The organism is Bradyrhizobium sp. WCU1 (assembly GCF_053474805.1).
In genome coordinates this window covers 6,119,483-6,141,676 of record NZ_CM130280.1, presented here as the reverse complement: position 1 = coordinate 6,141,676, position 22,194 = coordinate 6,119,483, and the positions used below count along the sequence as shown (strand labels likewise).

General features: G+C 64.9%; 24 protein-coding genes. 9 read left to right on the top strand and 15 right to left on the bottom strand.

What is annotated here, in order from left to right; all coding sequences use genetic code 11:
* Positions 1-75 precede the first annotated feature (75 nt).
* Positions 76-750, top strand: coding sequence for a methyltransferase family protein (locus ACTUWL_RS28645; protein ID WP_021077927.1), 675 nt, complete (start codon positions 76-78; stop codon positions 748-750).
* A gap of 13 nt (positions 751-763) precedes the next feature.
* Complete coding sequence (locus ACTUWL_RS28640) at positions 764-1,123, top strand: GFA family protein (protein ID WP_021077928.1); 360 nt, start codon at positions 764-766, stop codon at positions 1,121-1,123.
* A gap of 6 nt (positions 1,124-1,129) precedes the next feature.
* Here the strand turns inward: ACTUWL_RS28640 and ACTUWL_RS28635 are convergent, their stop codons facing one another.
* Positions 1,130-1,837: a glutathione S-transferase gene (locus tag ACTUWL_RS28635; protein ID WP_021077929.1), complete on the bottom strand. Its 708-nt coding sequence runs from the start codon at positions 1,835-1,837 to the stop codon at positions 1,130-1,132.
* Between the two features lie 191 nt (positions 1,838-2,028).
* Here ACTUWL_RS28635 and ACTUWL_RS28630 point away from each other — a divergent pair, with 191 nt between their 5' ends.
* Entirely contained in the window at positions 2,029-4,110 is a 2,082-nt protein-coding gene (locus ACTUWL_RS28630) for a putative bifunctional diguanylate cyclase/phosphodiesterase (RefSeq protein WP_021077930.1), read from the top strand.
* Positions 4,111-4,291: 181 nt separating this feature from the next.
* Positions 4,292-4,699: a DUF3606 domain-containing protein gene (locus tag ACTUWL_RS28625; protein ID WP_021077931.1), complete on the top strand. Its 408-nt coding sequence runs from the start codon at positions 4,292-4,294 to the stop codon at positions 4,697-4,699.
* Positions 4,700-4,858: 159 nt separating this feature from the next.
* Here ACTUWL_RS28625 and ACTUWL_RS28620 read toward each other — a convergent pair whose 3' ends face one another.
* The 9 genes from ACTUWL_RS28620 to flgB all read right to left on the bottom strand — a co-directional run bounded on the left by ACTUWL_RS28620 (position 4,859) and on the right by flgB (position 13,073).
* Positions 4,859-5,533 (bottom strand): 50S ribosomal protein L24, encoded by a 675-nt coding sequence (locus ACTUWL_RS28620; protein WP_021077932.1) that lies wholly within the window; start codon positions 5,531-5,533, stop codon positions 4,859-4,861.
* Positions 5,534-5,683: 150 nt separating this feature from the next.
* On the bottom strand, positions 5,684-6,643 hold the full coding sequence (locus ACTUWL_RS28615) for a TIM44-like domain-containing protein (protein WP_021077933.1): 960 nt from the start codon (positions 6,641-6,643) through the stop codon (positions 5,684-5,686).
* Between the two features lie 244 nt (positions 6,644-6,887).
* Positions 6,888-9,467: a cell cycle histidine kinase CckA gene (gene cckA / locus ACTUWL_RS28610; RefSeq protein WP_021077934.1), complete on the bottom strand. Its 2,580-nt coding sequence runs from the start codon at positions 9,465-9,467 to the stop codon at positions 6,888-6,890.
* A gap of 141 nt (positions 9,468-9,608) precedes the next feature.
* Positions 9,609-10,682 (bottom strand): flagellar biosynthesis protein FlhB, encoded by a 1,074-nt coding sequence (gene flhB / locus ACTUWL_RS28605; protein ID WP_021077935.1) that lies wholly within the window; start codon positions 10,680-10,682, stop codon positions 9,609-9,611.
* 10 nt (positions 10,683-10,692) lie between these two features.
* Positions 10,693-11,463 (bottom strand): flagellar biosynthetic protein FliR, encoded by a 771-nt coding sequence (fliR, locus tag ACTUWL_RS28600; RefSeq protein ID WP_021077936.1) that lies wholly within the window; start codon positions 11,461-11,463, stop codon positions 10,693-10,695.
* 18 nt (positions 11,464-11,481) lie between these two features.
* Positions 11,482-11,745: a flagellar biosynthesis protein FliQ gene (fliQ, locus tag ACTUWL_RS28595; RefSeq protein ID WP_021077937.1), complete on the bottom strand. Its 264-nt coding sequence runs from the start codon at positions 11,743-11,745 to the stop codon at positions 11,482-11,484.
* 123 nt (positions 11,746-11,868) lie between these two features.
* Positions 11,869-12,183 carry a flagellar hook-basal body complex protein FliE gene (fliE, locus tag ACTUWL_RS28590; RefSeq protein WP_021077938.1) on the bottom strand — a complete coding sequence of 105 codons (315 nt, stop codon included), beginning with the start codon at positions 12,181-12,183 and terminating at the stop codon, positions 11,869-11,871.
* A 26-nt stretch (positions 12,184-12,209) separates the two neighbouring features.
* Complete coding sequence (gene flgC / locus ACTUWL_RS28585; RefSeq protein ID WP_021077939.1) at positions 12,210-12,635, bottom strand: flagellar basal body rod protein FlgC; 426 nt, start codon at positions 12,633-12,635, stop codon at positions 12,210-12,212.
* 27 nt (positions 12,636-12,662) lie between these two features.
* Complete coding sequence (gene flgB, locus ACTUWL_RS28580; RefSeq protein ID WP_021077940.1) at positions 12,663-13,073, bottom strand: flagellar basal body rod protein FlgB; 411 nt, start codon at positions 13,071-13,073, stop codon at positions 12,663-12,665.
* Between the two features lie 360 nt (positions 13,074-13,433).
* Between flgB and ACTUWL_RS28575 the strand changes: the two genes are divergently transcribed.
* The 4 genes from ACTUWL_RS28575 (at position 13,434) to ACTUWL_RS28560 (ending at position 17,304) form a co-directional block, all read left to right on the top strand.
* Complete coding sequence (locus ACTUWL_RS28575) at positions 13,434-14,375, top strand: flagellar biosynthetic protein FliO (RefSeq protein ID WP_035650726.1); 942 nt, start codon at positions 13,434-13,436, stop codon at positions 14,373-14,375.
* On the top strand, positions 14,372-15,124 hold the full coding sequence (fliP, locus tag ACTUWL_RS28570; RefSeq protein WP_021077942.1) for a flagellar type III secretion system pore protein FliP: 753 nt from the start codon (positions 14,372-14,374) through the stop codon (positions 15,122-15,124). The genes ACTUWL_RS28575 and fliP overlap by 4 nt, the downstream gene beginning before the upstream one ends.
* Before the next feature lie 87 nt (positions 15,125-15,211).
* Positions 15,212-16,099: an ABC transporter subfamily B gene (locus ACTUWL_RS28565; RefSeq protein ID WP_021077943.1), complete on the top strand. Its 888-nt coding sequence runs from the start codon at positions 15,212-15,214 to the stop codon at positions 16,097-16,099.
* Between the two features lie 53 nt (positions 16,100-16,152).
* A complete protein-coding gene (locus ACTUWL_RS28560; RefSeq protein ID WP_021077944.1) occupies positions 16,153-17,304 on the top strand; it encodes an aminotransferase class V-fold PLP-dependent enzyme in 1,152 nt (383 codons plus the stop codon).
* On the opposite strand, the gene ACTUWL_RS28555 is transcribed toward ACTUWL_RS28560, so the two are convergent.
* The 5 genes from ACTUWL_RS28555 to ACTUWL_RS28535 all read right to left on the bottom strand — a co-directional run bounded on the left by ACTUWL_RS28555 (position 17,301) and on the right by ACTUWL_RS28535 (position 21,074).
* On the bottom strand, positions 17,301-18,542 hold the full coding sequence (locus ACTUWL_RS28555) for a YbfB/YjiJ family MFS transporter (RefSeq protein WP_021077945.1): 1,242 nt from the start codon (positions 18,540-18,542) through the stop codon (positions 17,301-17,303). The genes ACTUWL_RS28560 and ACTUWL_RS28555 overlap by 4 nt on opposite strands.
* A 121-nt stretch (positions 18,543-18,663) precedes the next feature.
* Complete coding sequence (locus ACTUWL_RS28550; RefSeq protein WP_021077946.1) at positions 18,664-18,906, bottom strand: tautomerase family protein; 243 nt, start codon at positions 18,904-18,906, stop codon at positions 18,664-18,666.
* 20 nt (positions 18,907-18,926) lie between these two features.
* A complete protein-coding gene (locus ACTUWL_RS28545; RefSeq protein WP_021077947.1) occupies positions 18,927-19,637 on the bottom strand; it encodes an SDR family NAD(P)-dependent oxidoreductase in 711 nt (236 codons plus the stop codon).
* Positions 19,638-19,724: 87 nt separating this feature from the next.
* Positions 19,725-20,690: a LysR family transcriptional regulator gene (locus tag ACTUWL_RS28540; RefSeq protein WP_021077948.1), complete on the bottom strand. Its 966-nt coding sequence runs from the start codon at positions 20,688-20,690 to the stop codon at positions 19,725-19,727.
* A gap of 141 nt (positions 20,691-20,831) precedes the next feature.
* Positions 20,832-21,074 carry a hypothetical protein gene (locus ACTUWL_RS28535; RefSeq protein ID WP_021077949.1) on the bottom strand — a complete coding sequence of 81 codons (243 nt, stop codon included), beginning with the start codon at positions 21,072-21,074 and terminating at the stop codon, positions 20,832-20,834.
* Positions 21,075-21,344: 270 nt separating this feature from the next.
* Between ACTUWL_RS28535 and ACTUWL_RS28530 the strand changes: the two genes are divergently transcribed.
* On the top strand, positions 21,345-22,190 hold the full coding sequence (locus tag ACTUWL_RS28530) for a glyoxalase superfamily protein (RefSeq protein ID WP_021077950.1): 846 nt from the start codon (positions 21,345-21,347) through the stop codon (positions 22,188-22,190).
* Positions 22,191-22,194 lie beyond the last annotated feature (4 nt).

The following is a 22,194-nucleotide window of genomic DNA, read 5'->3' as shown; positions in this document are numbered from 1 at the left end:
TAAAGTTGATGGCTGCTACCGGATGTTTGCCGGAAAAACCGTACGATAATCGCCTCCGGAATCACGGAGTCGCCCATGATCGCAAAACTCCTCCTGCAGAATACGTTCTTCGTCCTCGCCATGGCCGCGCTGCTGTTTGCCTTCGCAGGCACGCTGCACTGGCCCGGCGCGTGGGCCTACCTGATCGCCTCGGCGCTGATCGGCCCGGCCTGCGGGCTGTGGCTTGCCAAGGTCGATCCCGGCCTCTTGGCCGAGCGCATGCGGCTCACCGCACGCGAGGGCCAGCCCGCCGAGGACAAGCGCTTCATGCTGGTGTTCCTGGTCATTGCCGTGCTGTGGTTCGTCGCGATGGGGCTCGATCGCCGCTTCGGCGGCGCCGATGCCGGCGTGCCGCTGATCGTGCTCGGCCTCGCACTGTATCTGCTCTCGACCGTGCTGATCCTGTGGGTGTTCCGCACCAATTCGTTCGCAGCACCGGTCGTCAAGGTGCAGACCGAGCGCCACCATCACGTGATCTCGACCGGCCCCTACGCGCTGGTCCGCCATCCGATGTATGCCAGCGTGATGCTGTTCTTCATCGGCGCGCCATTGACGCTCGGCTCCTGGTGGGGCCTTGCCTTCGTTCCGGTGTTCTTCGCGATGTTCGCGTTCCGCACCGGGATCGAGGAGCGCACGCTGAGGGCGGGATTATCAGGCTATGCTGACTATGCGGCGCGGGTGCGCTATCGTCTCGTGCCCGGACTGTGGTGAGGGACCGACCGTCATGGCAGAGAGCAAGATCTACACCGGCGGCTGCCATTGCGGCCAGGTGCGCTTCGAATGCACCACCGACATGGCGATGGTCACCGCCTGCAACTGCTCGATCTGCACCAAGAAGGGCCTGCACTTCGTGTTCATGCCGCCGTCGAGCTTCCAGCTCCGTGCCGGCGCCGAGAACCTGAAGGAGTATCTCTTCAACCGTCATGCGATCCGCCACCAGCTCTGCGTCGATTGCGGCGTCGACGTGTTCGCGCGCGGCAACAAGCCCGATGGTTCGGACATCGTGGCACTGAACGTCAGCTGCATCGACGGCATCGACCTGTCGAAGATCAGGATGACGCCGGTGGATGGACGGAACAGGTGACTGCGGTCACAAATCCAGCGCCTTGTAGCGCCGGAAAATCCCCTCCTCGTTGAACGGTATCCGCCGCTCGCTCGCCAGATACGCCTTGATGTTGGGCCGCCCGGCGACGCGGTCGCGCAGCGCGATCAGGCGCGGGACCTTCTTCTCGAACGCGGCCATCCGCTTCGGAAAGGCGTAGCGCAGGCCTTCCACGATCTGGAACAGCGACAGGTCGACGTAAGTGAGCCGGCGTCCGGTGACGAAGGCACCGCCGTTCGCCGCGACCAGGTCCTCGAAATAGCCGAGATATTTCGGCACCCGCGATTTCCAGAATTCTTCCGTGCGCTTCCTGGCCGGCGCCCTCTGGTCCTCGTAATACAGCGACGGGCCGAGCGGATGATGGGTGTCGTGGATCTCCAGCACGAAGTCCGCGATCGTCAGCTGCAGCTGGTGCACCCAGAGCTTGCCCGCCTCCGCCTTCGGCGCCAGGCCATGGCGCGCGCCGAGATAGAGCAGGATGTTGGCGGTCTGCCCGATCACGAGGCTGCCGGTTTTGAGGAACGGTGGCGCGAACGGCGGCGTGCCGTTGTCCGCGTCCATCATCTTCATCATGGCGCCGGTGCCGCCCTTGCCGCGGGCAACGTCGGTGTAGCCGGCGCCGGCATCTTCGAGCGCAAGACGGACATATTCGCCGCGGCCCTGGATCATCGGCCAGTAGTAAAGCTGATAGTGCATCACCGGTTCTCCTCGATTTCGTCATGACAAGCTTAACGAATCATTGCCGGGATCGTTCATGCTGGTGATAGCACTTACGAATTCTCAACGCTGTTGGTCAGCGTTCCGCCGGCCTTGGCAGATTCTCACGAGACGCGACGGTCCGGTTAACCGCTCCAACCTAGAATGCCTCACCGTAGGAAAATCGCAGCATGCCTGACGTCACGAGCAATAGTTTTGCCTATCACCAGATGCTGGTTATGTTCGCCGGTTCCGTCTGTCTGCTGGGGACTTGGGTCGGCATGCGCCATTTCGCCCGTGCCCGAGCCACTTCGGGCGCGACACGCATCGGCTGGCTGTTCATGGCATCCGTGGGCACTGGCGCGGCGCTTTGGGCATCCACCTTCATCTCAATCCTTGCGCTCGATCCATCTCTCAACAGCGGTTTTGCTCCGCTCTCGACCGGCATAGTACTGCTGATCGCCATCACGTCCTGCCTGATCGGCTTCGAAATCGGCAGCCGCCATTTCACGCTGGCGCCCGAAGCCGGTGGCCTCGTAATGGGCGTCGGCATCCTCGCGATGCATGTGGTGGCGTTCGAAGGCTGGTACGTCGTGGGAATCGTCGAATGGAATCTGTATGGCGTTGCGGTGACCTTCGTGCTGGGGCTCGGCCTGTCCGCACTCGCTGTAAACCGCGCCAATCGGCCGGTGACGCGCTGGTGCCGCCATGGCGCTGCCATCGTACTCGCCTTCATGGTCTGCACAATGCACTGGGTGTTGACGGCATCCGCATCCGTAGTGCTCGATCCCGCGATCGACTTGCCCGGTTACGTGATCCCGGCGCATATCCTCGGACTTGCCGTCGTCGGCACAGTTCTGCTGGTGATGGGCAGCGGATTTTCGACCTATCTCATCGACCTACGCGTGCGCACTGAATCGGCAGATCGCATCCATCAGCTCTCCTTCAACGACACCATGACCGGTTTGCCGAACCGTATCGCCTTCAACGAGCGGCTTAGCTTCGATGCGGCCGAAGCGCACGAGAAGGCACACAAGCTCGCCGCGTTCTCGATCGATCTCGACAGTTTCAAGGATATCAACGATGTATTCGGCCACGCCGTCGGCGACCTCTTGCTGATCGAGGTCGCAGGCCGCATGCGCGAGATACTTCGTCCCGGAGAATTCCTTGCGCGACAGAGCGGCGACGAGTTTCTCGGCCTGCAGATGTCCGGCAACCACCCGTCCGATGCGCAGGCGTTTGCGGAACGCATCGCCGCGGTGCTCGCCACGCCGTTCCGTGTGCACGACCATATCATCACACTCACCGCCTCGATCGGCTACTCGATCTTCCCGATCGACTCGCCGGAGCGTGAGCAGGTGCTGTCAAACGCCAAGCTTGCGATGCATCGCGGCAAGAGCAAGCAGCGTGGCCTGATCTGCCGCTATCAGCGCGAGATGGATGACCAGGCCCGCGCCAGGCGCGCGCTGGCCCGTGATCTGCAGACCGCAGCGCAAAACGAAGAACTTGTGCTGTTCTATCAGCTCCAGACATCGCTCGCGGATGGCGCGATCTGCGGCGCTGAGGCGCTAATGCGCTGGAAGCATCCGAACCGCGGCATGGTCTCGCCAGTGGAATTCATCCCGCTGGCAGAAGAGACCGAGGCCATCATCGGCATGGGAGAATGGGCTCTACGCCGCGCGTGCCTGGACGCGGCCAAAGGCAGAATTCCCGGTACGATCGCGGTCAACCTCTCACCGGTGCAGTTCAGCCGCGATAATCTTGCCGAGACCATCCACGCTATCCTGATCGAGACCGGGCTGTCGCCGAATCGGCTTGAGGTCGAGGTTACCGAGTCTACGATCATGTCGGACCAGACGCGCGGCCTGCACGTCCTGCGCAAGCTGAAGGCGATGGGCATTTCGGTTGCGATGGACGATTTCGGTACCGGCCATTCATCGCTGGCAACGCTGCATTCGTTTCCATTCGACAAGATTAAGCTCGACCAGTCGTTCGTGCGGCGTGTGCCCGAGGATGCCGCTGCAGCCGCGATTGTGCGCACCGTGCTCGCGCTCGGCGTCAGCCTCGGCATTCCGGTGCTCGCCGAAGGCATCGAGACACATACGCAATGGCAATTCCTCGCAAACGCCGGCTGCTCAAAGGGGCAAGGCTATTTATTCGCAAAGCCGGTGCCGCTCGAACAGATGTCGACCGCGATCGCAAAGGCCAATGAGCTGTTGCGCCACGACGCTCCAACGCCAGTCGCTGCACCGCGCCGGGCGCTGGCCGGATAGGGCATTCCGCGAACGCGAGATGAGACATGCAGTTACCTCCACAAACTTCACTGCATCGCGGCCCCTCACCGCAATCGTAGCCGGGCCGCGATGGGATCGTCCATCGTGCACGGGCCGGCTGTCCGAACTGCGCCGGTACTGCTAAGGTTCCGACGTCGAATCTTCGATGAAGGATCATCTTATGGCCGACGATAAGAAGAAGCGGGGCACGCAAGACCGTGCCCTGATCGCGTTGAGCGAGTCCTACGAAGTTGCGTACTGGTCCAAGAAGTTCAAGGTCACGCCGGCGAAGCTCAGGGCTGCCGTCAAGAAGGTCGGACATTCCGCCAGGAAGGTGGAAGCCCATTTCAAGGAGCAGCGCCACAGGGCCGCTGACCGCGCGCGGATCGCGATCCACGAGCCCTACGAGGTCCGCTACTGGTCGAAGAAGTTCAAGGTGACCCCTGCCCGGCTCAAGGCCGCCGTGGCCGAGGTCGGACATTCCTCGAAGAAGGTCGAGGCCTACTTCGCGACGAAGAAGAAAGCCGCGAAGAAAAAGAAGGCTGCGAAGAAGACCGTCAAGAAGGCTGCCAAGCGCAAGACGAGCTGAGCGCGTTCCATCATTGCAAGCCAACGGATCGCGCGAACGCGCGCCCGATGACAGGCCACGCGAAGCAATCCCTCGTACCGCATACACGCGGAAGGATGGATTGCTTCGTCGCTATCGTTCCTCCAAATGACGGATTGAATGGCCGCTACCGTCGTCCCCTCAATTCGCTGCGAAGCAGTACAGCAGGCCGTCGCCGCCGGTGCTCTTCAGGTCGGCCTGCGAGCAGCCGCCGTCGGGACCGCGCGAGGGATGCGACGTGTTCCAGGATTTTGACGGCTCGTCCTCGCGCAGGCCCTTGCGGTCGAAATGCCCGACCATGGCGGAACCTTGCGTGCTGCTCGTCCAGTTCTTGCAGGTGCGATCCTCGCCGGTCGCAAACGCAGTCCCGTCCGCCTGCGATCCCGTCAGCACGTCGTGACGGTTCGGCGTGTCGCCGGCACCGTTGATGACCTCGCCCTTCTCGGACAAGGCGGTCTGCTTCGTGAGATTATTGTCGGCGCTGTGCAGGTCGGCGACGTCCTTGGCGACCACGACGCCCTTCACGTTCTTCCACGGCCCCTTGCCGATGCGGTCGCGCGCATTGACCGCGGGGTTTCCATCGGCAGCCTGGGTCGAGAGATAGGCGCGCCACGTCTTCGGCGCACCGAAGCCCGCGGCTTGCGCCAGGGTCTGGCAATGATTGTCGGCGCCGGCGAGTCCGCCGAGATTGCCGCCATTGCCGATGCCGTTGCTGGTCACGAAGAAGCCGGTCTCGGCGGTCTGCGCGCTGGCCGGCGCTGCAGCCATGACGACGAACGCAAGACAGGCGGGAACCGCGATTTGAGCAACCTTCATTCCATCCTCCCGATGATTGTTATGGTCCGCTGACATCAACCCGTGCCCGGTCCGGATATTCCGGTGCCGCGACACTTCAATGAAACGTACAAAGCAAAAGCGCCGCGGACGATGCCGCGGCGCCTTGTGATTGTCATATCAGGACGTCGATCAGTTGGTCTGCTGGATCGCCGAAAGCTCCCAGTTGCCGCCGCGCTGGCGCACGAAGGTCCAGACCTCGGTGACCTCCTCCGGCTGCCCGCCGCTGACCTGGCGACCGGTGCCGCGTTCCAGCATCGTGTCGACCAAGGCGTAGCGCATCGCGACCGTCGCATATTCGCTGTCGCCTTCCCGCCAGGCTTCCGCCAGATCGCCCTGCAAGAGCTTCACATTGGTCACCTTGTTGGTGACGTTGCGTAGCTTGTTCCCCTCGAGGTCCTTCGAGAAGTACGACACCATTTCCGGAGTCGCGAGCGTGTGCAGCTTCGCAATGTCCTCGTTCGACCACGCGGTCTGGATGTCGCCGAGCAGCCGCTCGAACGTCTCATAGTCGGCAGGCGCGATCTCGACCGGCGCGTTCGACCCGCCGCCGAGGCCAAAGCCGAAACCCGAGCGGGCGTTCGCCTGCGGACCGGGGCCGACGTCGGGTCCGCCCGCGTAAGCGGCGGCCGGCGTATTGCGCCGCTGCCACCACGACATCGCGAGCCGGACCACGAGCACGATCAGACCGATCTGCAGAAGCAGGCCGAGCATCGACGACAGGCCGCCGAGACCCGAGAACAAGCCGCCGCCGAACAGCATGCCAAACAGGCCAGCCCCGAGGAAACCCGCGGCCAGGCCGCCGAGCAGGCCGCGCCCCATTCCGCCACGGCCGAGCAAGCCGCCGGAGTTCGCGGCCGCCGTCGAGTTCATCCCCGGGCTACCAGGCTGGCTGAAGGTGCGGTTCATCGGCGCAACCGAGCCCGGCGCGGTGCTGGTCGAGGGCGGCGCGGAGAATGTCCGCGAGCCGCGCGAGCCGCCACCGCCGACGCGGGCGTCGGCCGCCGAGACGGTCATCATCACAGGCAGCGCCAGCGCCATCGCGACGGCGATCGCCCGAACAATTCCACGCGTGCGTTGCGAGAAATTCATGTTGGTTTCCTCAAAGGATTCCCCGGCATGGGGAAACGCGCCCCTAAGATGGGCAGGGCTTGACAAAAGTGAAGCGGGAAACGGGAACCGCGGCTGCGGCCCTCGGTCGCGGCGATGTGACACTATGGGCCTTGTGGCCGCGACAACGCGTCCTAGCGCGAGATGCGACCCGGTTTCAATCGCAGTTGCATCGGAATTTCACCTCGCACTTGCGAGAAACGAAGGCAGTTGCGGCGGCAACCACCTAGTTCGCCGTCATGGTTTCCTTCACCGCGGCGACCAGTTGCGTCAGCGTGAACGGCTTCGGCAGGAACGCGAATTGCTGGTTTTCCGGCAGGCTCTTCTCGAACGCATCCTCGGCATAGCCGGAGACGAAGATGATCTTCAGCTCCGCATTGCGGCTGCGCATCTCCTTCAGCAGCGTCGGCCCGTCCATCTCCGGCATCACGACGTCGGAGACGACGAGATCGACGGCGCCGTTCTTCTCCTCGAATGCCTCCAGCGCCTCGACGCCGTTGGCCGCCTCGATCACGCTGTAGCCGCGCGAGCGGAGACCGCGCGCATTCAGCGCGCGCAGGCCGTCCTCGTCCTCGACCAGCAGGATGGTGCCCTGCCCGGTGAGGTCGGGTTTCGGATTGGCGGCTTCCGCGGCGACGGCTTCCTTTGCCGCGCCGTTGCCGACTTGCACCTCCGGTGCGACCTCCTGCTCCTGGCGATGCCGGGGCAGATAGATCCGGAACGTGGTGCCGCCGCCCGGCACGGAATCGACATAGATGAAGCCGCCGGTCTGCTTGACGATGCCGTACACCGTGGACAGGCCGAGGCCGGTGCCCTTGCCGACTTCCTTGGTCGAGAAGAACGGCTCGAAGATCTTGTCGATGATCTCGTGCGGAATGCCGGTGCCGGTGTCCGCGATCTCGATCTTGACATAGTCCGCTGCCGGCATGCCCTTGTTGGCGAGTTGGACGGTTTCCTCGGTCGGCACGTTGGCGGTGCGGATGATCAGCTTGCCGCCGTCGGGCATCGCATCGCGCGCGTTGACCGCGAGATTGACCACCACCTGCTCGAATTGCGAGACGTCGACCTTCACCGGCCACAGATCTCGGCCATGCACGAGATCGAGCTTGACCTTCTCGCCGATCAGCCGGCGCAGCAGCATGGTGAGATCGGACAAAGCATCGCCGAGATCGAGCACCTGCGGCCGCAGCGTCTGGCGGCGCGAGAACGCCAGCAGCTGTCGCACCAGCGTCGCGGCGCGGGTGGCGTTCTGCTTGATCTGCATGATGTCCTGGAACGACGGGTCGGTCGGCTTGTGCGCGTTCAGCAGGAAGTCGTTGGCCATCATGATGGCCGACAGCACGTTGTTGAAGTCGTGCGCGATGCCGCCGGCGAGCTGGCCGACCATCTCCATCTTCTGCGACTGGTTGATCTGGTTTTCCAGTGCGCGCCGCTCGGTGGTCTCGAGCATGTAGACGATCGCGGTCTCGGCGTCGCGCTCGTCCTTCTCCACGGTCGTGACGAAGAACTGCGCGAAGCGCTCCTTGGGCCCGTCGAGCATCACCTCGACCGGCGCGATATCGCCCTGCCCTTCGGCAGCCTGGTTGATCGCGGCGATCAACAGGCCACGGTCGCGCGGGTTGACCGCGCGGAAGATCGACTTGGCCGCGCCGCCGTCGCCGTTCAGCCCCTGCGCCAGCTTGGCATAGCGCGCATTGGCGCCGACCACGTTGCCGCCGCGGTCGACGGTCGCGATCGCCATCGGCGTATGGTCGAAGAAGCGCATGAAGCGCACCTCGGCGGCGCGCTCCGGATCGGAATGCTCGTCGCGGGCGCGGCTGATCACCAGCGTGCGCGAGGCGCCCGCCGCGCCGTCGGCGCCGAAGGCGAGCTTGTGATAGAGCCGCACCGGCACGGTCTTGCCGCCGCGCATCCGCAGGTCGATGTCGAACACCTCGGTCTTGACCTCGCCCGGCACGGCCGCGATCGAGGTCAGCAATGCCGCGCCGTCGCCCGACACGATGTCGGTCAGCTTGAGGCCGCCTGAGCCGATCTCGGCCAGATCGTAGTCCAGCCAATTCGCCAACGTGGCGTTGACATAGGCGATCTCGCCGGCCGGATTGACCGAGAAGAAGCCGCACGGCGCATGATCGAGATATTCGATCGCGTGCCGCAGCTCCTGGAACACATCCTCCTGGCGCTCGCGGTCGCGGGTGATGTCGGCGATCGACCACACCGCATATTTGGCGTCGCGCTTGCCTTCGCCGAGCGGGCGGACCCGCAGCCGCAGCCAGCGGCCTTGTCCACTACCCTGCCCGGCCTCATGCCCGGCGACGCGGACCTCCTCCTGCTGCCGCTTGCCCTCGCGCGCGGCCTTCAAGAGGCGGAACACCGCTTCGGAGACATCGGGGTTGCCGATGAAGACGCGCTCGACCGGACGAACGTCCTGCGGACCGGCCGCACCGGTCAACGTCAGATAGGCGGCGTTGGAATAGACCACGTGGCCGCGGGCGTCGGTGACGACGAGCCCTTCCTGGGCCTGGTCGGCGATCCGCGCCATCACCGGGTCGTCGGTGGCGCGGTCGGAGAAGCGGATGATGCCTGCGGCCAGGGCGAACAGGTTGAACAGTCCGGCGGTGGCAAGCAGGGCCAGCACGCCGAGGATATAGGGCTGTGCCTGGGTACGGCCGATGGTCATGAGCCAGACCGCCACCGCGACGATGCCGATCGCGATCAGCACCACCAAGAGGATGCTGCCGCTCCGCCGGGCTGGCCCGTGAGCCACGAACGGCTCGGTCACGGGAGGATCGTTGCTATCGGCGGTCATCTGGAGAGACATGGCTCGTCTGCATCACGAAGGCGACCGGCCGGCCACCTTGCCCCTGAGTGCCTGAATCGGACCCGAAAACGCAAGTCCACCGGGCGGCAATTTCGCAAGTTACGCGCATTTCAAGCGGTTTTCCGCCCCTTACTGCCGCAGGCCGGACAGGCCGCGCCTCAGCCGCATCACGTAACCGATGATTTCGGCAACCGCGTGATAGTGCTCGACCGGGATTTCCTTGTCGATGTCGACGGTGGCATAGAGCGCCCGGGCCAGAGGCACGTTCTCCACGATCGGGATGTCGTGCTCCTTGGCGATCTCCCTGATCTTGAAGGCGAGGACGTCGACGCCCTTGGCGACGCAGATCGGGGCCGACATGCTGCGGTCGTAGGCCAGCGCGACCGAATAGTGGGTCGGGTTGGTGATGATCACCGAGGCCTTCGGAACCTGGGCCATCATGCGCTTCTTGGCGCGCTGCACCCGCAACTGCTTGATCCTGCCCTTGACGTGCGGGTCGCCTTCCGACTGCTTGAACTCCTCCTTCATCTCCTGCAGCGACATCTTGTGACGCTCGTACCAGGTCCGGTACTGGAAGAAGTAGTCGGCGATCGCAACTGCGGCGAGGATCGCGACCACCGCCGCCAGCAGGTGCACCGTCATGCCGGTGATGGCGGGCAGCAGTTCGGCCGGATCGATCCGCAGGAACGATTCCATCCGCATCCGATCCGGCCACAACACCATGACCATGACGACGCCGAGCGCGATCAGCTTGAACAGGCCCTTCAGGAAGTTCGCCACCGCCTGCTTGCCGAACAGCCGCTTGAAGCCGGCGGCCGGCGAGATCTTGGAGAATTTCGGCTTGAGCTGCTCGCCCGACCACACCAGCTGGTGCTGGATCATGTTGCCGGCGACCGCGGCCAGCGCGAGCATCAGGAACGGCACGCCGATCGCCGCGACCACGGCGTAGCCGAGCGTCTGGGTCAGTTGCAGCAGGCCGGCACCGTCGGTGCGGATCATCCATGAATTGGCGATCAAATTGCGCAGCGGCATCAAGATGCCGCCGCCGATCGAGCCCGAGAAGGTCGACAGCACCAGCGTGGCGCCGGCGATGATGAACCAGGTGTTGACCTCCTGGCTCTTGACGACGTCGCCTTTCTCAAGGGCTTCGTCGAGACGTTTTTGCGTAGGGTCTTCTGTTTTGTCTTCGGTATCGTCGGCCATCTCTTCTCCCCTAGTTCATTGGAGCGAGTTGGCGCATGACGCCGTTGAAGTAGTCGAAATAGGTGCTCATCATCGCCGCGAGCACCACGGCGAAGATCAGGAAGCCGACCATGATCGAGAGCGGCACGCCGACGAAGTAGACCTGCATCTGCGGCATCAGCCGCGCCAGCACGCCGAGCCCGATGTTGAAGACGAGCCCGAACACCAGGAACGGCGCCGACAATTGCAGGCCGATCTTGAAGGCGGCCGAGAAGGCGTTGGTCGCAAGCGCAGCGACGTCGCCGGTCGGCATGATCTCGCCCGGCGAGAAGATCCGGTAGCTCTCGCTCAACGCCGCGATGACGAGATAGTGGCTGTCCGTGGCAAACAGCAGCGTCAGGCCGAGAATGGTGAGGAAGTTGCCGATGATCTGGCCCTGCTGGCCCTGGGTCGGGTCCACCGCGGTGACGAAACCGAGCCCGAGCTGCTGGGCGATCACGGAGCCCGCGACGTTGAGCGCCGACAGCGTCACCCGTGCGGTCGCGCCGAGCACGATACCGATGATGAGCTCATGCACCATCAGGACACCAAGCGAGGAGATCGACGTCAGGTCGACGTGATAGGCGTTGCGATGCAAAGGCAGGATGATCAGCGTCAAGAGCAGCGCGATCGACAGCTTGACCCGCGCCGGGATGTTGCTCTCGCCGAAACCAGGCAGCAGCATCACCATGGCGCCCACGCGCGCGAAGACCAGCACGAAGATTGCGGCCAGCGCCGGCAGCAGGGAGACATCGATGCGCATGACCGCGGCATTAGTGCATCAACCGCCGATGATTCGCGACGAAATCCGCATCATGTGGCTACTGAGCGAATCCGCCATGAACGGCAGCGCCAGCAGCAATGTGACGAAGATCGCGAGGATCTTCGGTACGAAGACCAGCGTCTGCTCCTGGATCTGGGTCAGCGCCTGGAACAGCGACACCACGACGCCGACCACGAGGCCGACCACCATCAAGGGCGACGACACGATCACGATCGTCCAGATCGCATCGCGCGCCACGTCGAGAGTTTCAGGGCCGGTCATTTTGGATTCTCGCTTTCAGTTGTTTGCACCGTCATTCCGGCGCGATGCAAAGCATCGAGCCCGGAACCTCGAGATCCCGGGCTCGACGCTGCGCGTCGCCCCGGGATGACGTCCTGACGGACGTCAGATCGGCATCTTCATGATGTCTTCGTAGGCCTGGATCACGCGGTCGCGGACCGAGACCAGCGTCGACACCGCGACGTCGGTGTCGGCGACCGCCGTCACCACGTCCATCACGTTCGCCTTGCCCGAGGCCATCGCCATGGTCTGCGCGTCGGACTTCTTGCCCGCTTCCAGCACGCTGCCGACCGAGTCCTTGAGCAGCGCGCTGAAGGACGGGCCGGCGACCGCCTGCGTGCCGGCCTTCTCGGCGCCGCCGCGCTCCATCATCCTCGCGAGGCTGGCATAGGCGTTGGCGGCGACTGTCGGGGTAGCCATGAGTTACGTTCCCTGTTCTTGTTGCGTCAGGATTTGAGGATGTCGAGCGTGCGCTGGATCATCCGCCGCGTCGCGCTGATGATGTTGAGGTTCGCCTCATAGGAGCGCTGGGCGTCGCGCATGTCGGTCATTTCGACCATCGAATTGACGTTCGGATATTTGACGTTGCCGGAGGCGTCCGCCGCCGGATTGCCGGGCTCGTGCTTGATGCGGAATGACGACTGATCGGGGCGGATCCGGCCGAGCGTCACGACCTGGGCGTCGAGCGAGCGATCGAGCGCGGAGGAGAACGTCGGCACCTTGCGGCGGTAGGGATCGCCGCCTGCAGTCTGCGCCGTCGAATCGGCGTTGGCGATATTTTCCGAGATCACCCGCATCCGCCCGGCCTGCGCACGCAGGCCGGAGGTCGCAATGCTCATCGAGCGGGCGAAATCACTCGTTCCATCTGCCATGGGATCCTCCTGCCGCCGTTAAGTGGCCTAGCCCTTGCCGATCGCGGTCTTCAGCAAATGCAGGCTTTTGCTGTAGAGCGACGTGGCGGCTGCGAAGTCCATCTGGTTGGCCGACACTTTCAGCATCTGCTCCTCGAGATTGACCGCATTGCCGGCCGGGCGGGTCTGGAACCCGCTCTTGCCGCGATCATTGTCGAACGTGTCGGGCGCGCCGGAGGCTGCCATGTGGGTGGCGCTGGTCTGCATCATCGGCAGCGTCCCCACCCCACCGCCGACCGCCGCGCCACCCTTGTCGAACTTCGGCTCGACCAGGTCGCGCGGCCGGAAGTTCGGCGTGTCTGAATTGGAAATGTTCTCGGCGAGCACCCGCTGGCGCTCCTGGTGCCACTGCATCTTGGTGCGCAACGCCGACAGGATCGGGAGATCGTTCATGGCCATCGCCGCGGCTCCGTTAACCTCTGGGTCCTCCCGAGGTAGGCAGAATTTGCCCGGTGTATGGTTAACGGGTGGTTAAAATGCCGGACCGATCCGTGGAGAATGCCGCAATAGCCGCCTCCGAGCGCATTTTCGCCACGAATGCTGCGTTAACCAGCACAAACCGAGACAGCGTGGGGCGCTGAGAAGTCGTTTTGGGACAAGCGATTCTTGGTTTATTAATAGAACAGTCGGCTGCAAGCCGCTGGGAATTAAGAAATAAGGCGAATCTCGGGCGCGATTCGCTGCGTAAAACCGCAACTATCAATCCGCGCTCGTTGATGGCGGAAGCTGAGGAAGGCCAAGATGGCCGGGGACTCCAATATGCAGGTCATTACTTTCGTCTTGGCATTCGTTGTCGTGCTGGCGCTGATCGGCGTCACCGCATGGCTCGTCCGCCGCTTCGCTGGAAACCGCCTCGGCGCCAATGCCAACCGCGGCCGCATGCCGCGCCTGGCGGTGATCGACGCCGCCGCCGTCGACGGCCGCCGCCGGCTGGTCCTGGTCCGCCGCGACAATATCGAGCATCTCCTGATGATCGGCGGCCCCACCGACATCGTCGTCGAGCCGAACATCGTGCGCGCCATGCCCGGCCGCGACCAGATGTCGAGCCGGCCCGCGGTCGCCCCCGAGGCTGCGCTGCCACGTGCCGCACCGCTCCCGGACGCTGCCTGGAACGAGAGCGAGGCCGTCCGCGCCGACAATTTCGATCTTCCCGAGCCCGAGCTGCCGCCGCGTCCGGTGCGCCCCTCCTTTGCCGACGAGCTGCGGCGGCCCCCGCCGCCGATCGCCGAGCGCCGCAATGATCCGCTCGCGGGCTTCACAGCCGAGCGGGGCGAGCCGCGGCCTGATCCAATGCCGCCGCGCCTGCCGCCGCGCTCCGAGCCTGCCATCCCCCGTGCGCCGCGCGCTGCCGAACCGCCGAAGGCGCCACCGCCGCTGCGTGCGCCCGAGCGCGCCGTGACCCCGCCGCCACCGCCTCCCCCGGCTCCGCCGCCGATCGCAACGCAGGCGCCAGTGGCCGCCCCGCCCGCATCGAACGCCGATGCCAATCTCGCCGAGATGGCGCAGCGGCTCGAGGCAGCCCTGCGGCGCCCGACCGGTGCCGGCGAGACCGTCGCCCCGCCGGTTGCACCCGAGGCGCCGCCGGTGCGTGCCCCGCGCAGCGAGCCACCCGCCCCACCGGCCGGCGGACAGAAGAGCGGGTTCGAGAACCTAGAGGACGAGATGGCATCGCTGCTCGGCCGACCGAAGAACCCTTCGTGAGGTTCGGGGCCGTCCCGCGTAGAGTTTTTTTCATCGCTGTCCTGATCGCCGCCGGATCCTTTGCCGATCCGGCGATGGCGCAGGATATCAGCATCAACCTCGGCGGCGGCAATGGCGGCGTGACCGAGCGCGCGATCCAGCTGATCGCGCTGCTCACGGTGCTGTCGATCGCGCCGTCGATCCTGGTCATGATGACGTCGTTCACGCGCATCGTGGTGGTGCTCTCGCTGCTGCGCACCGCGCTCGGCACCGCCACCGCGCCGCCGAACTCGGTGATGATCGCGCTCGCGATGTTCCTCACCGCGTTCGTGATGGGGCCGGTGCTGCAGAAATCCTATGACGACGGCATCAAGCCGCTGGTCGCCAACCAGATCGGCGTCGAGGAAGCGCTGCAGCGCGCCTCGGTGCCGCTGCGCGGCTTCATGCAGAAGAACGTCCGCGAGAAGGATCTGAAGTTGTTCATGGACCTCTCCGGCGAGCCGCCGCCGGCGACGCCCGACGAGATGTCGCTGCGCATCCTGGTGCCGGCCTTCATGATCTCAGAGCTGAAGCGTGCCTTCGAGATCGGCTTCCTGCTGTTCCTGCCGTTCCTGATCATCGACCTCGTGGTCGCCTCGGTGCTGATGTCGATGGGCATGATGATGCTGCCGCCGGTCGTGGTGTCGCTGCCGTTCAAGCTGATCTTCTTCGTCCTGGTCGACGGCTGGGCGCTGGTCGCCGGCAGCCTGGTGCAGAGTTACGGGGGGTAGCGCCCTGCGAAACATTCATGGCCTGTCGGCTGGATCGGCCGTGCCGTTGCATTATCATGCGCGGCACCGCATCCAGGGAGCCGCGCCGTGCAGCAGCCATTCGATCGCGCCGCAGAAGATCTCGGCAACGCCATCCATCTCGAGCATGTCAACGTGCAGGTGCCGGACCAGCGCCTCGCCACGCTGTTCTATGTCGCCGGAATCGGGCTGACCCGCGATCCCTATCTGATGGTCTCCGACAGCAACATGTGGGTGAATGCCGGCCGCAGCCAGTTTCATCTGCCGAGCGGCCGGCCACAGGTGCTGCGCGGCCACACCGCAATCGTGATCGCCGGACGGCAGGCGCTGCTCGCGCGGCTCGCCGCGGTCGCGCCCAAGCTGGAAGGCACCGCGTTCGGCTATCGCGAACACAACGATCACGTCGAGGCCATTTGCCCCTGGGGCAACCGCCTGCGCTGCTTTGAACCGGACGCCGAGCGGTTCGGGCGCATCGCGCTCGGCATGCCCTATGTCGAATTCGACGTGCCGCGCGGCACGGCTCAAGCGATCAGCCGGTTCTATCCCGAAATCATGGGCATTCCCGCCACCGTCGTGAATGGCGACGGTGTCGTGGCACGGGCAAAGGTCGGCAAGGACCAATATCTGCAATTCCGCGAGACCGACCAGCCGCAAGGCGAGTTCGACGGCCATCACGTGCAGATCTACATCACGGACTTCTCGGGCCCCTACAAGCGGCTGCGCGAGCGCAATCTGGTCTCGCGCGAGGACAATCAGTACCAGTACCGCTTCTGCGACATCGTCGATCCCGCCGATGGCCGGCATCTGTTCACCGTCGAGCACGAGGTGCGCAGCGCCACCCATCCGATGTATCTGCGGCCGCTGGTCAACCGCAATCCTGATCAGACCAACCGCACCTTCGCCAACGGCTACGACCAAGCGCCGTGGGCGATGGGGCCGGACCAATACGACGGTTGAGCGCCCGCATCTCCGCGACACGCCATCAACGCAAATTCCAGCAACGAGACGACATGCTTCCTTCCCAGCGCCATCTGTTCGAGATCCCACGCGAGGTCTGCTACCTGAATTCGGCGTCCTACAGCCCGCTGCCGCTGAAGACGCTGGAGGCTGGCCGCGTGGCCGTCGGGCGCAAGGGCCAGCCCTGGACGATCGACCCCGGTTTCGCCGGCCGCCAGCATGAGCGCGCCCGCACCGCAGCCGCTCGCCTCATCAACGCCGATCCGGGTGACGTCGCGCTGATCCCAGCGATCAGCTACGGCGTCGCGACGATCGCGAAAGCGTTGACCATTCCGCGCGGCACCCGCGTCGTCGTGCTGGAAAATGATCACTCCTCGCCGGTCCTCGAATGGCATGCCCGCGCAGAAGCGCAAGGGTTCGTCATCGACACCGTGCCGCAGCCAGCCGACGGCGACTGGACATCGGCGGTGCTCGCAACGATCGAGCGCTCCGCCGCACCGCCGGTGGGCCTCGCCTCGATCTCGTCGGTGCACTGGTCGGACGGGGGCATAATCGACGTCGACAGGGTGCAGACCGCGCTGCGCCGACAGGGTGCGATGTTCGCGATCGACGCGACGCAGAGCGCCGGCGTCGTGGCGATGGACGTGACGAAGCTCGATCCGGATGCGGTGATCTTCCCGACCTACAAATGGCTGATCGGCCCTTACGGCCGCGCCTTCCTCTACATCGCAAAGCGTCACCAGAACGGCGTGCCGCTGGAGCAGACCTCCGCCGGCCGCCGCAACGTCAACTCCGAGAACGCGGTCTATTTCGGCGATCTCGGCTATGTCGACAATGCCCGCCGCTACGACATGGGCGAGCGCGATCATTTCATCACGCTGGAGATGGCGTCGATCGGCATGGAGATGATGGCCGAATGGGGCGCCGGCGCCGTCAGCGAGCGGCTCGCGATGCTGACACAGCGGATCGCCGATGGTGTACGTGACCTCGGGCTCGACGTGCTGGCGCGCGGCGTGCGCGCGCCGCACATCCTGAGCCTCGGCATGGTGGGCGGCATCCCGAAGGAGCTGATCGCGCGGCTCGCCGCCGAGAATATCCATGTCGCACTGCGGCTCGGCCGGATGCGGATATCGCCGCACGTCTACAACGACGAGGCGGATGTCGACCGCCTCGTCGAAGGCTTGACGAACGCGTTGCGCGGTTAGCTCGGCTTGCGCCCGAGCACGAGGACGCTGACCAGTTCGATCGCGAGCGCTGCGGCCACGCCGGCCGCGCCGATCACGAACAGCAGCGCATAGTTGCCGCCGCTCTGCGCGAACAGATAGGACAGGCCGTAGGCGCCCGCCGCCTGGAACAGCGCGAAGGTCGTGGTGGCCTGCGCCCAGGCGGAGCGCTGGCTCGCGGCCGAATGCGGGATCAGCTCGTGGATGCGGCCGATCACCAGCGGCACGATGCCGGGCGTGAAGCCGCCGACGATGAGGCTCGACACGATCAGCGCGGCGGGCGATGTGGTCACGGCGGGCAGCGCGACCGCAACGGCCTCGATCAGGAACGCCGCGCGCAGCGCCGCAGCGAAACCGGCGCGATCGGCGAGATGTCCGGTCAAGAGCGGGCCGACCACGGCACCGATGCCATACAGCACCCAGTAGTACGATCCCGCGGCGATCCCCTGCCCGAGTCCACGGGCGACGAAATCGACCAGGAACACCATGTGCGGCACCAGCGCCAGCGCGTTGAGGCCGTATTCCACGCACAGCGCGAGCACCAGCGGCGAGCGCACACCATGCATAGCGACAGGCGGCTCCGCCGCGACATGCGCGGCGGGCGCTTCCGCCGGCCACGCCTTCCAGCTGATCAAGGTCAACACCGCCGACAGCGCACCAAGGCCGTACCAGGCCTGCTTGACGCCCTGTTGCAGCAACAACGGCACCAGCGTGCCTGACGCGGCGATGCCGAGGCCAACGCCGGCGAAGATCACGCCGCCAATCAGGCCGCGCTTGCTCGGCGCGGTGTGCGGCAGGATCGCAGTCGCCGCCAGCACCATGATGACGCCACCGCTGATTCCGGCGAGGAAGCGGAAGCCGAAGAACCAGACGAAGGAGATCGGCACTGCGCAGGCAAAGCAGCTGATCGCCGCCAGCACCATCATGCCGCGCAACGCCCACACCGAGCCGATCCGCGCGCCGAGGTCGCGCGCGATCAACGCGCCGGCGAGATAACCGGCGAGGTTGGCGGCGCCGAGATAGACCGCTTCCGCCGGCGTGAACCACTTCGCTGCGATGAGCGCCGGGATCAGCGGCGTATAGGCGAAGCGCGCCAGCCCAAGCCCGACCAGCGAGGCACACAAGCCCGCTGCCGCGGAAACCCACAACGGCTTGCCGGCATCGCGATGCGGCTCAACGCGGTGGTGCCTGTGGTGATCGACATTGGCTGACATAGACATGGCAATAGGCCTTCCGACCGTTCGTGAAAAATGATTAGTTCCGATTGCAGCAATCGCTCGCCGCGATCACACCTCACCTCTCCCGGTTGGGAGAGGTGGTCGTTCGATCGGCCCAAAGCCGTCAGCGGGAAGCCGCTGCAGCGGCCCGTTTCTTCCGATATTCCAGCGCGGGCAGTCCGCCCCAGCCCCAATTGTCGGTGTCGACTTCCTCGATGACGACGAAGGTCGATTCCATGGGCTTGCCGAGCACGTCGCGGAGCAGTTCGCTGCTGCCCTTGATCAGGGCCGCCTTCTGCTCCGGCGTGGTCGACGACGCCCCTGGCGTCGTCCCTTCACGCGTGACCTGGATAGTGACGATAGGCATGACACGCTCCTGGTGGTGCTTCAGTGGCCGGCGCTCTGGCCGCCATCGACGTGCAGGATCTCGCCGGTGACGAAGCCCGCGCCTTCCAGGAACAGCACGGCGTCGGCGATGTCCTTCATCTCGCCCATTCGGCCGACCGGATGCAGCTTGGCGAGATAGTCGTGCGTCTCGGGCGCGTGCATCGGGGTCTTGATCACGCCGGGCGCAACAGCATTCACGCGGATACCCTTGGCGGCGTATTCGATCGCGAGCGACTTGGTCGCGGCGGCGAGACCACCCTTGGTCAGCGACGCCAGCACCGAGGGCACATTGCTGTTGGCGTGATCGACCAGGCTGGTCGTGATCTGCACGATGTGCCCGGATCCCTGCTTCACCATTTCCTTGGCGACGCGGCGGGTGATGTAGAAGAAGCCGTTGAGGTTGGTCGCCAGCACCGCCGCATAGTCCTGGTCGGTATGATCGGTGAACGGCTTGGCGACGAAGATGCCGGCGTTGTTGACCAGCGTGTCGATCCGGCCGAAATGCCCGAGCGCCTGCTTGACGGTGCGCTCGGCAACCTCGGGATCGCCGATGTCGCCCGCTACAGTCAGAACATCCGGATCCGTCGACGGCTTGATGTTGCGGGAGTTGGCGACGACGCGCCAGTTGCGGTCGCGATAACCCTTCAGGATCGCCTCGCCGAGGCCCTGCGACGCACCGGTGATGATGGCAACCTTCTGCTCTGCACCCATGATTTCTCTCCATCCGTTGCTGAAGCGACCCAGCGCCGCTTCGATGGAGGGGAACCTAGATACATCCGCATCCCGTGCGAATGCCCGCTATTCGGCAGACACCCTTCCGCGCCGCGAACGACTGGCATCGGCCTGGCTGGCCTCGCGGGAGAGCCGCTCGAAGTAGCGTCTCAGCCGCGGCGTCGCGAAATCGACGAAGGCGCGCACCTTCGGCACGTCGAAGCGGCCCTGCGGGGCCAGCAGGTGCACCGGCAACGGTGGAGGCTCGTCGCCGGCGAGCAGGATGTGCAGCCGTCGGTCGCGGATTTCCTCGGCGATATGATACGAGAACAGCCGGGTGACGCCATGCCCCTCGCTGGCCGAGGCAACTGCTGCCCGCACCGTATTGACGACCAGCCGCGGGGTGAACTGGACCGCGCGCGCGATCTTCGACTTGGCGGCCGGCGGAAAGCTCCAGGAGTCCAGCCCGAAATGCGTCATCGCGATGATCTGCTGTTTCGCCAGATCGGCCGGCTCGCCAATCAACGGATGCTGCGCGAGATAGCCCGGCGATGCCGCGACCACGCGGCGCACCTCGCCGACCTTGATCGCGACGAAACTGGAATCGGCGAGATGGGCGATGCGCAGCGCAACGTCGATGCCCTCGTCGATCAGATTGACAGTGCGATCAAGCATCACGAGCCGCACCGACACCGCCGGATATTCCGTCATGAACGCGTCGAGCACCGGCCGTAGCACATCCTCGCCGACGACAATGGGCGCGGTGATGGTGAGTGTGCCGCGCGGCGCGGCCCGCTCACTGCCGGCCGAGATCTCGGCCTCCTCGAGCTCGGTGAGGATGCGCCGGCACGCCGATGCATAACGCTCGCCGGCATCGCTCAGCTTCAGCGACCGCGTGGTGCGATGAAGCAGCTCGGCGCCGACGTGATGCTCGAGAAACGCGATCGCCCGGCTGACCGCCGCCGGCGATCGCCGCAGTTTCCGGCCCGCGCCGGCAAGGCTGCCCTCGTCGACCGCCGCGACGAAGACCTTCATGGCGTCGATGCGGTCCATCGATCCTCCTTCGCCGCAGCCGCTAAAGCACGTTGAGATTGAGTCGAATTGTCATCGCGCGTTAGCTCATTGTTTGAGCATGATCTGTGCGCAAACGCTGTACGTTTGTCGCACCGGAAAACCGCTTCGCACTTTTCCGGATCATGCCGATCCCTTCACATCAAACTGCTTGCTGAGGTGGTCGCCGATCTGCACCAGCATCGCGACGCATTCGGGATAGCCGGGCCTCGCCACCGTGGCCTCATTGGCGCTGGCGCGGAATTCCCAGCTGTCGCCGTCGCGCAGCACCGAAATGTCGATGCCGTCGGGGCAGTCGGCATGCACCTTCAGCTCGGCCCGCGCCATCGCGATGAGTTCGGCTTCGGTCTTGATCGGCTTGCTCATGTGACGACGTCCTCCCGGCTGGCGATATCAGCCATGGTTGCCGAATTGGCAGCAGGATGTCGAGAGGACGCAGGCGATCACGGGCTGTTGCAATTGACAAATTGCGGGTCTGCGGCGAACATTCGACCCGGGTCGATACTACCCGCCGCTTGCACCCCGCCCGGGGACGGTGAATGTATCAAGCCGGTTTCAGGCTTCCTTTGCCCGCGCGAACGGGTCAGCAACGCAAGCCCCTGACGCTTTCCGTTCGTCGATGCAGAGGACCACTCCATGCGCGACTTCCGTGATGCCAAGGCCATGGCGCAAACGCTGCGCGATGCGCTCGGCGCCAAATCGATCCCCCTCACCCACAGCGACAGCCTGGAGCTGATCGCCAGGCTGTTCGGCCAGCGAGACTGGAACACGCTGGCGACGCGGATCCAGTTCGCCGGGCCGCCAAACACGTTGGGCCAGGCTGCAGGGCCCGCTGTGGAATCACCACCAATCGCAGCGCGGCAGGAGATCGCCGTCGACCCAGCCGTGCTCGATCATTATGCCGGCTTCTACCGGCTCAACGACCGCGCCGTGTTCACGGTGACGCCCGATGGACAGCATCTGGTGATGCAGCTCACCGGACAGCGCCCGGTGCGGTTCTTTGCGGAGAGCGCAACCGAATTCTTCGCCAGGATTGTCGATGCGCAGGTCAGCTTCGTGGTCGGACCGGACGGACGCGCCACCTCGCTGGTTCTGCATCAGAATGGCAGCGATATTCCGATGGTGCGTATCGACGCCGCGACGGCCACGAAGATCGCCGATCAGACCGCGGAGCGCGTCAAGAACCAGGCGCCCAGTCCCGGAACCGAGGCGGCGCTTCATCGCCTGATCGATGGGATCGCATCGGGGAATCCCGACTACAACGAGATGAGCCCGGCGCTGGCGGCGGCCACCCGCAAGCAGATGCAGTGGCTTCAGCCGCTCGCGGACCTCGGCAACATCCAGTCGATCCGCTTTCTCGGTGTCGGCGAGCAGGGCGAGGACGTCTATAGCGTCAGACAGGCTAACGGCGCCACGCATTGGCGCATCGCACTCGACGACAAAGGGATCATTTCGACCGCGTGGGTGACGCCCGGACCGTAAAGCC

Excerpts from the sequence above, each read along its gene's own strand:
- ACTUWL_RS28645 (WP_021077927.1), top strand. The coding sequence starts at position 76 with ATGATCGCAAAACTCCTCCTGCAGAATACGTTCTTCGTCCTCGCCATG.
- ACTUWL_RS28640 (WP_021077928.1), top strand. The coding sequence starts at position 764 with ATGGCAGAGAGCAAGATCTACACCGGCGGCTGCCATTGCGGCCAGGTG.
- ACTUWL_RS28635 (WP_021077929.1), bottom strand. The coding sequence starts at position 1,837 with ATGCACTATCAGCTTTACTACTGGCCGATGATCCAGGGCCGCGGCGAA.
- ACTUWL_RS28630 (WP_021077930.1), top strand. The coding sequence starts at position 2,029 with ATGCCTGACGTCACGAGCAATAGTTTTGCCTATCACCAGATGCTGGTT.
- ACTUWL_RS28625 (WP_021077931.1), top strand. The coding sequence starts at position 4,292 with ATGGCCGACGATAAGAAGAAGCGGGGCACGCAAGACCGTGCCCTGATC.
- ACTUWL_RS28620 (WP_021077932.1), bottom strand. The coding sequence starts at position 5,533 with ATGAAGGTTGCTCAAATCGCGGTTCCCGCCTGTCTTGCGTTCGTCGTC.
- ACTUWL_RS28615 (WP_021077933.1), bottom strand. The coding sequence starts at position 6,643 with ATGAATTTCTCGCAACGCACGCGTGGAATTGTTCGGGCGATCGCCGTC.
- cckA (WP_021077934.1), bottom strand. The coding sequence starts at position 9,467 with ATGACCGCCGATAGCAACGATCCTCCCGTGACCGAGCCGTTCGTGGCT.
- flhB (WP_021077935.1), bottom strand. The coding sequence starts at position 10,682 with ATGGCCGACGATACCGAAGACAAAACAGAAGACCCTACGCAAAAACGT.
- fliR (WP_021077936.1), bottom strand. The coding sequence starts at position 11,463 with ATGCGCATCGATGTCTCCCTGCTGCCGGCGCTGGCCGCAATCTTCGTG.
- fliQ (WP_021077937.1), bottom strand. The coding sequence starts at position 11,745 with ATGACCGGCCCTGAAACTCTCGACGTGGCGCGCGATGCGATCTGGACG.
- fliE (WP_021077938.1), bottom strand. The coding sequence starts at position 12,183 with ATGGCTACCCCGACAGTCGCCGCCAACGCCTATGCCAGCCTCGCGAGG.
- flgC (WP_021077939.1), bottom strand. The coding sequence starts at position 12,635 with ATGGCAGATGGAACGAGTGATTTCGCCCGCTCGATGAGCATTGCGACC.
- flgB (WP_021077940.1), bottom strand. The coding sequence starts at position 13,073 with ATGGCCATGAACGATCTCCCGATCCTGTCGGCGTTGCGCACCAAGATG.
- ACTUWL_RS28575 (WP_035650726.1), top strand. The coding sequence starts at position 13,434 with ATGCAGGTCATTACTTTCGTCTTGGCATTCGTTGTCGTGCTGGCGCTG.
- ACTUWL_RS28560 (WP_021077944.1), top strand. The coding sequence starts at position 16,153 with ATGCTTCCTTCCCAGCGCCATCTGTTCGAGATCCCACGCGAGGTCTGC.
- ACTUWL_RS28555 (WP_021077945.1), bottom strand. The coding sequence starts at position 18,542 with ATGTCTATGTCAGCCAATGTCGATCACCACAGGCACCACCGCGTTGAG.
- ACTUWL_RS28550 (WP_021077946.1), bottom strand. The coding sequence starts at position 18,906 with ATGCCTATCGTCACTATCCAGGTCACGCGTGAAGGGACGACGCCAGGG.
- ACTUWL_RS28545 (WP_021077947.1), bottom strand. The coding sequence starts at position 19,637 with ATGGGTGCAGAGCAGAAGGTTGCCATCATCACCGGTGCGTCGCAGGGC.
- ACTUWL_RS28540 (WP_021077948.1), bottom strand. The coding sequence starts at position 20,690 with ATGGACCGCATCGACGCCATGAAGGTCTTCGTCGCGGCGGTCGACGAG.
- ACTUWL_RS28535 (WP_021077949.1), bottom strand. The coding sequence starts at position 21,074 with ATGAGCAAGCCGATCAAGACCGAAGCCGAACTCATCGCGATGGCGCGG.
- ACTUWL_RS28530 (WP_021077950.1), top strand. The coding sequence starts at position 21,345 with ATGCGCGACTTCCGTGATGCCAAGGCCATGGCGCAAACGCTGCGCGAT.